The organism is Kitasatospora sp. NPDC033851 (assembly GCF_055576085.1).
The window spans coordinates 156,306-168,979 of record NZ_JBVIRL010000007.1 but is presented as its reverse complement, the minus strand read 5'-3'; the positions used below and the strand labels follow the sequence as shown (position 1 = coordinate 168,979).

Annotated in this window: 12 protein-coding genes; 4 read left to right on the top strand and 8 right to left on the bottom strand. The window is 74.3% G+C overall.

What is annotated here, in order from left to right:
• Positions 1-188: 188 nt before the first annotated feature.
• Together murC and msrB are read left to right on the top strand one after the other, a co-directional pair.
• Positions 189-1,577 carry a UDP-N-acetylmuramate--L-alanine ligase gene (gene murC, locus ACZ51D_RS16175; RefSeq protein ID WP_465621173.1) on the top strand — a complete coding sequence of 463 codons (1,389 nt, stop codon included), beginning with the start codon at positions 189-191 and terminating at the stop codon, positions 1,575-1,577.
• 28 nt (positions 1,578-1,605) lie between these two features.
• On the top strand, positions 1,606-2,010 hold the full coding sequence (gene msrB, locus ACZ51D_RS16170; protein WP_465620923.1) for a peptide-methionine (R)-S-oxide reductase MsrB: 405 nt from the start codon (positions 1,606-1,608) through the stop codon (positions 2,008-2,010).
• Between the two features lie 108 nt (positions 2,011-2,118).
• Here the strand turns inward: msrB and ACZ51D_RS16165 are convergent, their stop codons facing one another.
• From ACZ51D_RS16165 to ACZ51D_RS16130, 8 genes are all read right to left on the bottom strand, one after another.
• Positions 2,119-3,312, bottom strand: coding sequence for a cytochrome P450 (locus ACZ51D_RS16165; protein WP_360506121.1), 1,194 nt, complete (start codon positions 3,310-3,312; stop codon positions 2,119-2,121).
• Positions 3,309-3,869 carry a GTP-binding protein gene (locus tag ACZ51D_RS16160; RefSeq protein WP_465621171.1) on the bottom strand — a complete coding sequence of 187 codons (561 nt, stop codon included), beginning with the start codon at positions 3,867-3,869 and terminating at the stop codon, positions 3,309-3,311. The genes ACZ51D_RS16165 and ACZ51D_RS16160 overlap by 4 nt, the downstream gene beginning before the upstream one ends.
• Before the next feature lie 115 nt (positions 3,870-3,984).
• Positions 3,985-4,338, bottom strand: coding sequence for a DUF742 domain-containing protein (locus ACZ51D_RS16155; protein ID WP_360506124.1), 354 nt, complete (start codon positions 4,336-4,338; stop codon positions 3,985-3,987).
• Entirely contained in the window at positions 4,335-4,766 is a 432-nt protein-coding gene (locus ACZ51D_RS16150; protein ID WP_465620920.1) for a roadblock/LC7 domain-containing protein, read from the bottom strand. Before ACZ51D_RS16150 ends, ACZ51D_RS16155 begins: the two co-directional genes overlap by 4 nt.
• Positions 4,763-6,730 carry an ATP-binding protein gene (locus ACZ51D_RS16145; RefSeq protein WP_465620918.1) on the bottom strand — a complete coding sequence of 656 codons (1,968 nt, stop codon included), beginning with the start codon at positions 6,728-6,730 and terminating at the stop codon, positions 4,763-4,765. The genes ACZ51D_RS16150 and ACZ51D_RS16145 overlap by 4 nt, the downstream gene beginning before the upstream one ends.
• A gap of 139 nt (positions 6,731-6,869) precedes the next feature.
• Complete coding sequence (locus tag ACZ51D_RS16140) at positions 6,870-7,883, bottom strand: MBL fold metallo-hydrolase (protein ID WP_360506132.1); 1,014 nt, start codon at positions 7,881-7,883, stop codon at positions 6,870-6,872.
• 121 nt (positions 7,884-8,004) lie between these two features.
• Positions 8,005-8,808 carry a hypothetical protein gene (locus ACZ51D_RS16135; protein ID WP_360506135.1) on the bottom strand — a complete coding sequence of 268 codons (804 nt, stop codon included), beginning with the start codon at positions 8,806-8,808 and terminating at the stop codon, positions 8,005-8,007.
• Between the two features lie 115 nt (positions 8,809-8,923).
• Positions 8,924-9,862 carry a GNAT family N-acetyltransferase gene (locus ACZ51D_RS16130; protein WP_465620915.1) on the bottom strand — a complete coding sequence of 313 codons (939 nt, stop codon included), beginning with the start codon at positions 9,860-9,862 and terminating at the stop codon, positions 8,924-8,926.
• 269 nt (positions 9,863-10,131) lie between these two features.
• On the opposite strand from ACZ51D_RS16130, the gene ACZ51D_RS16125 reads away from it, so the two are divergent.
• Entirely contained in the window at positions 10,132-11,472 is a 1,341-nt protein-coding gene (locus ACZ51D_RS16125; protein WP_465620913.1) for an MbnB/TglH/ChrH family RiPP precursor modification enzyme, read from the top strand.
• Between the two features lie 30 nt (positions 11,473-11,502).
• Positions 11,503-12,546 carry a TIGR04222 domain-containing membrane protein gene (locus tag ACZ51D_RS16120; RefSeq protein ID WP_465620911.1) on the top strand — a complete coding sequence of 348 codons (1,044 nt, stop codon included), beginning with the start codon at positions 11,503-11,505 and terminating at the stop codon, positions 12,544-12,546.
• The last annotated feature ends 128 nt before the right edge of the window (positions 12,547-12,674 follow it).

Here is a 12,674-nt window from a genome sequence, read left to right as displayed (position 1 = left end):
GTGCAGAATCGTCCTTGCGGTCCGCCCGCGAGGACGGTTCCGGCGCCTGTGACGTCCGCGACGTTTCCGACGTTTCCGATGTTTCCGACGTCGGTGACGTGGGTGACGTCGATACGCACCGACCCGTCCGCTTGACCTGTCTGCCCCCGCCCGTACGGAGCCACGCCTTGAACGACGCCGCGCACGACCTGCACGCCCCGCACTTCATCGGCATCGGCGGCGCCGGGATGTCCGGCCTGGCGAAGATCCTCGCAGTGCGCGGTGCCAGCGTCTCCGGCAGCGACTCCAAGGAGTCCGAGACCGTCCTCGCGCTGCGCGCCCTCGGTGCCACCGTGCACGTCGGCCACGCCGCCGAGCACGTGCCGGACGGCACCAGCAGCGTGGTCGTCTCCAGCGCGATCCGCACCGACAACCCGGAGCTGGCCGCCGCCCGCGAGCGCGGCATCCCGGTGGTGCACCGCTCCGACGCGCTGGCCGCGCTGATGGGCGGCCGCCGCGCGCTCGCGGTGGCCGGCACCCACGGCAAGACCACCACCACCAGCATGCTCGCCGTCGCCCTCGGCGAGCTGGGCGTCGACCCGTCCTACGCGATCGGCGGCGACCTCGACGCGCCCGGCTCCAACGCCCACCACGGCACCGGCGAGATCTTCGTCGCCGAGGCCGACGAGAGCGACCGCAGCTTCCACAAGTACGCGCCCGAGGTGGCGATCGTGCTCAACGTGGAGCTGGACCACCACGCCAACTACGCCTCGATCGACGAGATCTACGAGTCCTTCGAGACCTTCGTCGGCCGGATCGTCCCCGGCGGCACCCTGGTGGTCTCGGCCGACCACGACGGCGCCCGCGAGCTGACCTCCCGGGTGGCCGGCCGCGAGGGCCTGAACGTGGTCACCGTCGGCGCCGCCGAGGACGCCGACGTCCGGGTCCTCTCGGTGGTCGCCCACGGCATGACCAGCGAGGTCACCGTCGTCCTGGACGGCACCGAGCTGACCTTCACCGTCTCGGTGCCCGGCCGCCACTACGCCCACAACGCCGTCGCCGCGCTCGCCGCCGGCGTCGCGCTGGGCGTCCCGGCCGCCGACCTGGCCAAGGCGCTCGGCGCCTACACCGGCGTGCGCCGCCGCCTGCAGCTCAAGGGCGAGGCCGCCGGCGTCCAGGTGATCGACTCCTACGCCCACCACCCCACCGAGATGGCCGCCGACCTGGAGGCGATCCGCGAGGGCCTGGACGGCGCGGGCCGGGTGCTGGTGGTCTTCCAGCCGCACCTGTTCAGCCGCACCCAGCAGCTCGCCGAGGAGATGGGCCAGGCCCTGGCGCTGGCCGACGCCTCCGTGGTGCTGGACATCTACCCGGCCCGCGAGGACCCGATCCCGGGCGTGACCAGCGAGCTGATCATCGACGCGGCCCACCGGGCCGGCGCCGAGGTGACCGCCGAGCACTCCTTCGCCGCCGCCCCCGCCCTGCTGGCCGGCCTCGCCCGCCCCGGCGACCTGCTGCTCACCATGGGCGCGGGCGACGTCACCAACCTCGGGCCGGAAATTCTGGAGCAGCTCGCGAACGTTGCTTCCAACGTCTGACGTACGTCCACCGCGACCGGGAGCCGTGATGAGCTACGAGATCGAGAAGTCCGAGGCCGAGTGGCGCGCCCAGCTCAGCCCGGAGGAGTACCACGTGCTCCGCGAGGCGGGCACCGAGCGCCCGTTCGCCGGTGAGTACACCGACACCAAGACGGTCGGCGTGTACGGCTGCCGGGCCTGCGGCGCGGAGCTGTTCAGCTCCGAGACCAAGTTCGACAGCCACTGCGGCTGGCCGTCGTACTACGCGCCGCTGGCGGAGGACCGGGTCCAGTACATCGAGGACACCACGCTCGGCATGCGCCGGGTCGAGGTGCGGTGCGCGCGCTGCGGCGGGCACCTTGGGCACGTCTTCGACGGCGAGGGCTACGGCACGCCGACGGACCAGCGGTACTGCATCAACAGCATCTCGCTGACGCTCAGGCCCGCCGAGTAGGACGGGCGGCAGGAGGCCCGGACACCGCACGGTGTCCGGGCCTCCGTGCTGTCCGGGTCCGTGCCGTCCCGGCTTTCGTGCCGTCCCGGCTTTCGTGCCGTCCGGGCGCTACCCCGCCGTCGGCTCGAAGCGGACCGGGAGGTGCACCAGGGCGCGGTGGAACGGGCCCGGGCGCCAAAGCAACTCCTCGGCCGGGGTGGCCAGTTCGAGGTCGCTGAGGCGGCTGCCCAGCTGCTCGATCGCGGTGATCGCGATCAGCAGGGCCGGATCGCGGGCCGGGCAGGCGTGCGGGCCGGCCGCCCAGGCCAGGTGGGCGCTCTCACCGCTGCGCAGTTCGCCGCCGTCGGTGGGCGGCGCGGCCTGGGAGTTGGCGGCCGCGTAGGAGACCAGCAGGAGGGTGCCGGCCTTGATCTCGCGGCCGTGGAAGACGATGTCGTAGCGCGGGTAGTGGGCCGAGAGGTTGGCCAGCGGCGGTTCGTGCCAGAGCACCTCGTCGATCGCCTGGTAGGCGGTCATCGCGCCGCCGAACAGCGAGCCGGCGTAGCGGGCGTCGGTGAGCAGGCGCAGCAGGGCGTTGCCGATCAGGTTGGTGGTCGGCTCGTGCCCGGCGATCATGGTCAGGCTGATCTGCCGGATCGCCTCGTCGTCGTCCAGCCCGACCGGGTGGGTGACGAACCAGGAGGTGAGGTCGTGCCGGGGGCGTTCGCGGCGCTCGGCGACCATGGCGGTGACCACCGCGAGGAGCTTCCCGTACGCGGCGCCGGCCTGCGCGGTGGACTCGATCAGTCCGGTGATCGCGGCGACCACCTCGGCGTGCTGCTCCTCGGGCACCCCGAACCAGGTGGTGAGCACGAAGGCGGGCAGCTGGCGGGCGTACTCGGCGATCAGGTCGGCGCGGCCGACCGCGGCGAAGCGGTCGATCAGCCGGTGGGCGGTCTCGGCGACCTGGCGCTGCAGCCGGTGCGGTTCGAACAGCGCGAGGGCGTCGGTGATCGCCGCGCGGTAGCGCGCGTGCGTCTCGCCGTCGGTGAACAGGGCGGTCGGGCGGTAGCCGAGGACCGGCAGCAGCGGGGAGTCCGGCGGGACGGTCTGCTGCCAGGCGCGGGAGTCCTTGGAGAAGGTGTCGGAGTCGCGCAGCAGGTCCAGGGCGGCCTGGTAGTCGGTGACCAGCAGGGCCTCCACGCCGGGCGCGATCTCCACCGGGGCGACCGGGCCGTGCCGGCGCAGCCGCTCGTACACGAGTTGGGGGTCGGCGGCGAAGACCGGGCCGTGGATCGGGGTCGGGCGGGTCTCGACGGTCACGGGCGCTCCTGGGAGGCGGTGGAGGCGGCTGGCAGGGCCTCGAGCACGTGCTCGGCCAGCGCGATCAGCGCGTCCAGGCTGGCCTCGCGCTCGCGGGCGTCGCAGAGCAGCAGCGGGGTGGCGGGGTGCAGGTCCAGGTGGGCGCGGAGCACCGCGACCGGGTGGACCGGCGCGTCCGGGAAGCAGTTGACGGCGACGGCGTACGGCAGGCCCTGCTCCTCGACCATGTCCATGATCTCGAAGGAGTCGGACAGCCGACGGGTGTCGGCGAGCACCAGGGCGCCCAGGGCGCCGCGGGCGATGTCCTGCCAGAGCGGGAAGAAGCGGCGCTGGCCGGGGGTGCCGAACATGTAGAGCACGACGTTGCCGGGCAGGGTGAGCCGGCCGAAGTCCACGGCGACGGTGGTGGTGGTCTTCTCGGGCAGGCCGGCCAGGTCGTCCACCGGCCGTCCGGTCTCCGTCATCGCCTCCTCGGTGTGCAGGGTGGCGATCTCGGAGAGGGTGCGGATGAGGGTGGTCTTGCCGACCCCGAACGGGCCGGCGACCACCAGCTTCATCAGCGTCTGGTCCCGGTCGGGCAGGTAGCCCACCCCGGCCGGCCGACCGGCCGGCTGCCCGACCGGGTCACCGACGGCCCGGCCTACGGGGTCACCGGCCCAATCACCGGCCCGGTCACCGGAGCGCACGGAGTCCAACGAGGAGCCTCTCGACGATGGAGCGGTCGGTCTGCTGGGCGCGCGGGATCGGCGCGCGGGCGTGCAGACAGCCCGCCGCGACCAGATCGGCCGCGAGGAAGACGGTGGCGCTGACCGGCAGGCGCAGGTGCGCGGCGGCCTCCACCACGGTCAGCGCGCCGGGGCGCAGCAGTTCCCAGAGCCGGCGGTGTTCGGGTTCGAGCCCGGTCGGCGGGTCGGCACGGTCGGCGAACAGGACGGTGAGCCGCTCGAAGCCCTCGGTGCCGGGACGGCTGCGGCCGCCGGTGGCCAGGTAGGCGGGCACCATCCGCCTGCGGGGGGCGGCGGTCATGACCGGGCGGTGTCGTCCTGCCGCCGGGGCGGGCTCGCGAGCGCGCGGCCCAGGGCGGCGACCTGCACCTGCATCTGGTATGACACGTTGCCGAGTTGAGCGTCCGGGGCGGTGAACACGGCGAGCGAGGTGTTCTCCCCGGCCGGGACGACGATGGCGTAGCCGAGGTCGGACTCCACCACGGTCTGGGCCAGTCGCGGCCGCTCGGTGTCGGTGAACGCGGTGGTGAACGCGCGGGCGGCGGCGTGCACCGTGGCGGTCATCGCGGCGACCCGCTCGGCGGAGGCCCGCCCCAGGCCGCCCGAGGCGCCTTCGACCAGGCCGTCCCCGGTGGCGATGACCGCGTGCAGCACACCCGGCAGCTCCAGCAGCGGGGTCAGCACCCACGAGATCTCGTCGGTGGCGGTCGGGCTCGGCGAGCTGCTCACTGCTCGGCTCCTTCTAAGGTCGTCGGGCCGGTGGTGTGGTCACCGGTGGGGCGGGCGGCGACGGGGTCGCCGGGGGTGGCGGGGTTGCCGGCGGTGCTCGTGCTGTCCTCGGTCGGCGCGCTCTCGCGGGCGGCGCTCTCACGGGCGGCACGCTCCCCTGCGGCGCTCTCGCGGGCGGCCTGCGCCACGGCGGCGCGGCCGGAGTCGGTGCCCTGCTGCAGCGCCTGCCAGTGGGCGGCGGCCTGCTCGGGGGACCGGCCGGGGGCGGCGGTGGCGGTGGCGGTGGCGGTGGGCGTACCGGCCTCCTCGGCGGCCAGCGGACGGCGGCGGCGCCGGGTGGGCAGGCCGGTGCCGTCATCGGCCGGAGAGTCCGGAGAAGTCGGGAACTCCGGAGCGGCCGGAGAGTCCGGAGAAGTCGGGAACTCCGGAGCGGCCGGAGAGCCCTGGGAGGCCGGAGAGCCCTGGGAGGCCCCGGAGTCCGCAGCCGGCGCGTCCGCAGCCGGGCCGGCCACCGGGCCGTTCGCGCCCGGGTCGGGTACCACGTGGATGGCCGGTGCCGGGTGCGGCCCGGGCTGGTGGTGGCGGTCGGCGAGCTGCGGGCCGTCCTGCTCGTCGGCGGCGCGCATCGGCGGGACGGCGGCGACGGTGGGCGCGGGGGCGGGCCCGGCGCCGGCCCGCAGCGGCAGCGGGGTGAGCACCGACAGCGGCCGCCCGTCGTCGACGACGGTCACCAGCCCGGCCGGGATGCGCAGGATGGTCCGCATGCCGCCGTACGGCGAGGGCTCGATGTGGCAGGAGAAGCCGTACTGGCGGGCCAGTTTGCCGATCACCGCGAAGCCGGTCTTGGGCGGGTTGCCGAGTTCGGTGAGCAGGAGGTCCGGCGGGCCGGCGAGCAGTCGGCGGGCGCGGTGCAGCTGGTCCTCGTCCATGCCGATGCCGCTGTCGTCGATGATCACCAGCGCGCCGCGGCCGACCTGCTGGACGGTGACCGGGACGTCGGTCTCCGGGTGGGAGTAGGCGGTGGCGTTGGCGAGCAGTTCGGCGATGGTGACGGCGATCGGCTCGGCGGCCCGGGCGACCACCGCGAGCCGGTGCTCCCGCAGGTGGTTGGCGACCTTGATCCGGCCGTAGCCGGGCACCCGGGAGAGCGCGCCGACGACGACCTCGGCGAGCGGCGAGTCGGTGCGGGCCAGGCCCGGCCAGGCCTCGCAGAGCACGCCGACGGTCTGGATCCGGCGCAGCGCGATCTCGTTGCGGAAGTCGACCTCCAGCAGCCGGGGGTCGTCGTTGTCGTGCTGGAGGTGCTGGACCAGGCTCTGGATCTGGTAGAGCAGGGTCTGGATCCGGGAGGTGGCGCCGCGCATGGCGGCGCGGGCGGCGGCGTCCACCCGTTCGCGCTCGTCGGCGAGGGCGGCGGCGGTGGCGTCCAGGACGGACTGCAGGGCCCGGACGGCCTCCGGGCCGGCGGCCTGCGGGTCCAGCGGGCCGACCAGCGGGGCGTTGGCGTGGGTGAGCCGTACGGCGGTGGCGGCGACCCGTTCGCGGGCGAGGTGGCCGATCTCGGCGAGCAGCGCGGCGGCGCGGGCCTCGGCGGCGGCGCGGCGGTGGTCGGCCTCCTCGGCGCGGGTGGTCGCGGCGGCGCCCTGCTGGGCGGCGTCCCGGACGGCTTCCTGCGCTTCCCGGGCCGTGTCCTGCGCCTCGTGGACGGCGTCCTCGGCGGCGCGGGTGCGGCCCTCCGCCCGCCGGGCCTCCTCGGTGGCGCGCCGGGCGGTGTCCTGCGCCTCGCGCAGTTGCTGCTCGGCGCGGGCGAGCCGGCCCTCGGCGACGCGGGCGCGCTCCTCGGCCCGGGTGAGCGCGGTCTCGGCGGCCGCCGCGCGGGCGACGGCCCCCGCCCGGCCGCGGGCGAGCACGGCCGCGGCCACGGCGGCGACCAGCGCCAGGGCGATCAGCGCGATCTGCGTCATCGGAGTCCTCGGGGGTGCTTGCGGGTCGGGCCGGACGGGGCGGGGCGGGGCGGGCGGGTCAGGCCAGGAGGCCGGGGCGGGGCCGGTTTCCGAGCGGGGCCGGTTTCCGGGCGGGGCCGGACTTGGGCGGGCGGGGGGCTCAGCCCCGGTCGGAGCGCGGGCGCGAGATCCGGGCGACGGCGTCCTCGGCCAGCTCCCGGGCGACCAGGGCGACCTGTCCCATGGCGTCCAGCGCGCCCGGCGCCGCCGAGCCGTCCAGGTGCCGGTACTCGGCCGCGACGGTGAGCACCAGCCGCTCGGGCAGGCCGAGTTCGGGGTGGCGCTGCTCGGCGATCACCCGCCGGGCGGCGTCCAGCGCGGGTATGCCGGCGGCGTGCAGGGTGTGGGCGCGCTCGCGGACGTACGCGAGGTAGCCGATGTGCTCCCGGACGCCCTCGCGGTCGAGCACCGGGCCGTGGCCGGGGACGAAGATCTCCGCGCCGGTGGCCAGGGCCTGCTCGCAGGCGCCGACGATGTTCTCCAGTGGGCCGGCCCAGTGCGAGGGGTGGTCGCCGGGCTGCTCGGGCGTCGAGGCGAAGATCACGTCGCCGGTGAACACCGCGCGCTGGTGCGGGAGGTGGACCATCAGGTCGCCGCCGGTGTGGGCGGCGGGCAGGCTGGTGATCTGCACGGGGTAGCGGCCGACCCGCAGCTCCAGCTCGCCGGTGAAGACGGTGTCCGGGTGCACCGGGTCGGTGCCGGACCAGTCGAACCGCCCGAAGTGCTCCCTGAGGTAGCCGCCGAGCAGGGAGTCCGGGTCGCTGTTGGTGACGAGGGCGTGCTGCTGCTGCGGGGTGGGCTCCCAGTGGATGTGCTCCAGCGCCTCGCGGGTGGCGATCACCTCGGCGTCCGGTAGCACCCCGGCGCCCCACAGGTGGTCGCCGTTGGCGTGGGTGACGACCACCCGGTCGACCTCGACCCCGGCCGGCAGCAGCCGGCGGCTCGCGGCGAGGAACTCCCCGGCCATCGAGGGGTCGTAGGGGGTGTCGATCCAGAGCGCGGTCGTCTCGGAGGCCAGCAGGCCGCAGTTGGCCAGGCCCCAGCCCCGCTTCGGGGGGAGCCACACGTACAGGTCCTCGGCAATCGCGCTCACGTTCGCACGGTTGATCGTCATGTGCGCGATTATGCCCATGATGCGCCAGGAGTGGGGCAAAACCTGTACGTCCACCAGGAGTTCATGACCCGGTCTCGCCCGTGCTGTCCGGATTCGCACCACGTGGTCGAGACCAATTATCTCACTGTTCGGGACGACTGACGGGCACCTCGCCCCGGAAGCCCGACGGGACCTCCGACCGGGGCGCGGGCAGGACGCGGCAGACCTCGACCGTGACGTCCACGGTGTCCAGCCCGATCACCCGGCCCTCCACCGCGACGAATCCTTTCTCCCCCGAGCGGAAGAGCGCCGCCAGCGGGGAGGTCCGGCTCGCCGTGGTCAGCGCCTCCACCGCCATCGCCGAGCCGAACGCGAACACCCCGCAGAGCACCACGCAGGGCGCGTGCCGGGGCGTGCGGGTCACGAAGATGAAGCCGTGGTCGCGGATCAGCTCCCCGGTCGGGTTGAACAGCGCCTCGAAGGTCATTCCGCCCCACCGGGCGCGGGCCGCCTCCGGGTACTCGATCGCGAAGTCGGGGAACACCGCGTCCAGCACGCCGCCGGAGTAGGCGTTGACGCTCGGGCCACCGATCGAGAAGGTCGGCATCCGCGGGTCCTGCGCGCCCGCCACCACCAGCTCGATCGTCGCCTTCCGGTTGACCTTGCGCAGCAGGTCGGTGAGTTCCGCTATGGCCCTCGCCTCGGCCATCGGCATGAACAGCACGTTCTTAGGCCCGCGGCTGGTCAGCTGGCAGCCGTCCGTGGTGAAGGCGAACTCCGCGACCTCGATGCTCGGCGTGATGATCTGCACCCGGCTGTACGGCGCCAGCAGCGCCCGCAGGAAGCCGTAGCGCAGGAACAGTCTGGTCCGGGCGAGGGAGTGGGCCGCGAGGAAGCCGATCACGGCCGGAACCGATGCGACCAACACCTGGAGCAGAAGGTCCATATCATCCCCTCGGAGGAAGACTCGACCACGAACTGTGTGCCCTGGTTAAGTCCCCGCCCGTGGCCGAAATACCCCCTCGCGGCAATTCCGAGCGTCAGAATCACCGCACCGAGGGTCACTTCAGGCGCTTGATGCCCTTGCGCTCCCCCGCGCAGCGCTCGTACCCGAGCCATGCGTTGATCGCGAGCATCGGCGCGTTGGTCTCGTCGTTGGAGGTGTACGCGCGCCGGTAGCCCGCCGCGGCCGCCAGGCGCAGCGACTCCAGCTTGGCCAGCTTGACCAGGCCGCGCCCGCGGAAGGCCCGGCGGCTGGCGCTGAACGCGGACCAGTAGCGGTCCACGCCGTCGGTCTGCGCCATGGTGAACGCGGCCGGTTCGCCGTCCATCACGGCGACGACGGTCAGCGCCCGGTCCAGGTCCGGTCGGGCCCAGAAGCTGCGCAGCCAGTCCTCGTACTCCAGGGCGTCCATCGGCACCTCGCCGGGCTCGTCCCGGAGGGCGTCCGCATCGACCAGGAACAGCGGGCGCGGGTCGTCCGCCCAGTCGGTGGCCGGGCGCAGCTCGACGCCGGCCGGCCGTACGGGCGCCTGCGGCAGCGGCAGCGCCAGGTCCCGCCCGCCGAACTGGGCCGCGCGCCCGATCTCGTAGCCCCGGGCTGCGCCGAAGGCCAGCGAGGCGGGCTCGTCGTCCAGCCAGGTGTGCAGTTCGGTCACCCCGTGCTCGGCCAGGTGCCGTTCGGCCGCGGCCAGCAGCGCGGTGGCCGCGCCGCGCCGCCGGAACTCCGGCAGCACACTGCCGTTGGCGTACCCGACGCCGGCGGCCGTCGTCCCGAGCACCAGCGCGCAGCGCACCGCGCCGACCACCCGGCCGTCGCACTCGGCGACGAAGGTGCGGAAGTGCTCGTCGGGGTTGGGCTGGTCGTTCAGCCAGAGCAGGGCCTCGGCGGACATCACCAGGTGCTCGCGCCCGGCCCGGTGGGCGGCCGCCACCGCATCGGCGTCTTCGGGGCGGAATTCACGGATGGTCAGGGAAGTCGAAGAAGTCAAAGAAATCATGGGTTCCCACGCTAGCCGGGCACGCCCCCGCACCGCCTCCGATTTACCGCCGGAACGGCGCCTCACCTGCGGGGACGGCCTCGGCCGGGGATCGAAGTCCATTATCATCAGAACGGCAAGCTCAAATAATGCTCTGAGAAGACCGGGTGAGGCTTGGCAGCCACCCCGCTCGGGGACATCCTCAGCAACAACGGCCGCGTGGTCCTGCCGACGACGCCCGCACCACCCGACGGCCCTTCCCACCCCGGCCCTCAGAAGGGGGCGAACCGATGACTTCCCCTGCCCTGGCCCTGCCCGTACGGACCACCGGCGACCCCTCCGCCCCCACCCGCCTGGGCGTCGGCCTCGGCTGGCGCGGCGAGATCGACACCGTGGTCGAGCGCCAACCCGGCCTGGACTGGGTCGAGGTGGTCGCCGAGAACATCTGCGCCGACCACCTGCCCCACTCGCTGACGGTGCTGCGCGAACGCGGCGTCACCGTCGTCCCGCACGGCGTCGGCCTCGGCCTCGGCGGCGCCGACCTGCCCGATCCCGGCCGCCTCGCCCAACTCGCCGACACCGCCCTGGCACTCGGCTCCCCGCTGGTCACCGAGCACCTGGCCTTCGTCCGGGCCGGCGGCCTGGAGGCCGGCCACCTGCTGCCCGTACCCCGGACCCGGGACTCGCTGCGGGTGATCGCCGAGAACGTCCGGATCGCCCAGGACCAGCTCCCGGTGCCGCTCGCCCTGGAGAACATAGCCGCCCAGCTCGCCTGGCCGGACGACGAGTTCACCGAGGGTCAGTTCCTCGCCGAGCTGGTCGAGCGCACCGGCGTCCGGCTGCTGATCGACGTCGCCAACCTGCACACCAACCGGGTCAACCTCGGCGTCGACCCGGCCGCAGAACTCGACCGCCTGCCGCTGGAGGCGCTCGCCTACGTCCACGTCGCGGGCGGCACCCTGGTCGACGGGATCTGGCACGACACGCACGCCCACCCCGTCACCGAACCCGTGCTGGAGGTGCTGGCCGAGCTCTGCGCCCGGATCGCACCGCCCGGCGTCCTGCTGGAGCGGGACGCCAACTTCCCGCCGCCCAGCGAGCTGGCCGGTGAACTGGACGCCATCCGCCGGGTGCTGGAGGGGAGCACCCGGCGGATGGGCAACCTCACCACGGCCACCGGCCCCACCGGGGCGACCGATCCGACCACGACGGCCGGCCCGACCGCGCCCCGGGACGCCACCGCCGCCCGGGAGCGCCTGGCCCGGCGCCAGGAGGAGCTGCTGGCCGCCCTGGTGGCCGGCGGGCCCGTCCCGCCCGGCTTCGACCCGGCCCAGGTCGGCGCCCAGGCCACCGGCCTCGCCGCCAAGCGGCGCGACACCACCGCCAAGGTGGCCCCGGAGCTGCCCCGCCTGCTCGGGGAGCAGTACGGGCCGCTCTTCCTCCGCTACGCCCGCACCCACCCGCAGAACGGCGGCTACCGCGCCGACGCCCGGGCCTTCGCCCAGTGGGTGCTCACCGACGGCGGCCAGCCCGCCACCGACCACCGCCGGGCCCTGGAGCAGTGGCTCCACCCGGCACCCGTACGGCCGTCCGGCCCGCTCGCGCGTCTGCGCCGGGCCCTGCACGGCTAGCGACCCATCGTCATTCCGGGGGAACCGCCCATGTGGCACGACAGTTACTTCATCATCCCGGCCGCCCTGCTGGTGGCCGCCGCCCTGTACGCCGCCCACACCCGGCAGCGGATCGGCCACGTCCCGTACGCCAAGGGCCTGCCCGGCCGCGGTCTGCCGCTGCTCGACACCGCGTTCCTGTCCGGCGGACCGGGCCGGGTCTTCGACACCGCCCTCGTCCGGATGCACCTGGGCGAACAGGTCGTGATCAGCCGCTCCGGCCTGGTCACGCTCACCGGCGGCAAGCCGTACGACGCCGTCGACCAGGCGATCCAGGAGGCCGCCGGGCCCACCGGCAGCCGTGAACTCGCCCCGCTGCGCCGCATGGTGATGCGCTCCGCGGCCGTCCAGGAGATCGGCGACCGGCTCGCCGACCGCGGGTTGATGCGCCGCCCCGAACGGATGCACCGGGCCCGGACCGCCCGTCGGCTGCTCTGGCTCGCGATGCTCGTCGTCGTGGCCTTCGCCGTGGCCTCCGAGCTGATCGACGGCGTCTACGGGCCTGTCCACCCCAACCTCTGGATCCCGGGCTTCCTGCTGTTCGCGGGCGCCGTCTCGCTACTCGCCACGAGGCCGGTCAAGGGCCGGATCACCCCGGCCGGGACGCGCCAGCTGACCCTGATGGACGGCTCGCCGTGGACGCCCAGCTCCGGTGTGTCGCCCAAGCTGGTGGGCGGCGCGCTGCTGGGCGCGCTCGCGCTGGGCGGGCTGGCCGCCGCCGGGCTGGAGAACCAGGAGCTGGAGGCCGCGATGCTGGCCGCGACAGCCGAGGAGGAGGCGATGCGGCAGGCTTCCGCGAGCTCGTCCTGGTTCGCCTCGTCGTCCTCGTCCTCCTCCTCGTGTTCGTCGTCCTCCACCTCGTGCTCCTCGAGCTCCTGGTGTGGTTCCTCCGGCTCCGGGTCGTCCAGCTGCGGCTCGTCCAGCTGCAGCTCCGGCTCCAGCAGCTGCGGGTCGTCGTCCAGCTGCGGCTCCTCGTCCTCCAGCTGCGGATCCAGCTGCGGCTCGAGCTGCGGCGGCGGCTGCGGCGGCTCCTGACGCCCGCCCGGCCCGCGCCGAGGGGAAATCGCACGGTTTCGGCTCGTCGTACCGTCGCGGTTCGTCCCACGGCCGACGTCACAGTTCGGTATCGCGGACCGGGAAGGCGTTCCCCGCACCATCGGGCC

Excerpts from the sequence above, each read along its gene's own strand:
- ACZ51D_RS16130 (WP_465620915.1), bottom strand. The coding sequence starts at position 9,862 with ATGATTTCTTTGACTTCTTCGACTTCCCTGACCATCCGTGAATTCCGC.
- ACZ51D_RS16140 (WP_360506132.1), bottom strand. The coding sequence starts at position 7,883 with ATGACGATCAACCGTGCGAACGTGAGCGCGATTGCCGAGGACCTGTAC.
- msrB (WP_465620923.1), top strand. The coding sequence starts at position 1,606 with ATGAGCTACGAGATCGAGAAGTCCGAGGCCGAGTGGCGCGCCCAGCTC.
- ACZ51D_RS16155 (WP_360506124.1), bottom strand. The coding sequence starts at position 4,338 with ATGACCGCCGCCCCCCGCAGGCGGATGGTGCCCGCCTACCTGGCCACC.
- ACZ51D_RS16145 (WP_465620918.1), bottom strand. The coding sequence starts at position 6,730 with ATGACGCAGATCGCGCTGATCGCCCTGGCGCTGGTCGCCGCCGTGGCC.
- ACZ51D_RS16160 (WP_465621171.1), bottom strand. The coding sequence starts at position 3,869 with ATGAAGCTGGTGGTCGCCGGCCCGTTCGGGGTCGGCAAGACCACCCTC.
- ACZ51D_RS16120 (WP_465620911.1), top strand. The coding sequence starts at position 11,503 with ATGTGGCACGACAGTTACTTCATCATCCCGGCCGCCCTGCTGGTGGCC.
- ACZ51D_RS16125 (WP_465620913.1), top strand. The coding sequence starts at position 10,132 with ATGACTTCCCCTGCCCTGGCCCTGCCCGTACGGACCACCGGCGACCCC.
- ACZ51D_RS16135 (WP_360506135.1), bottom strand. The coding sequence starts at position 8,808 with ATGGACCTTCTGCTCCAGGTGTTGGTCGCATCGGTTCCGGCCGTGATC.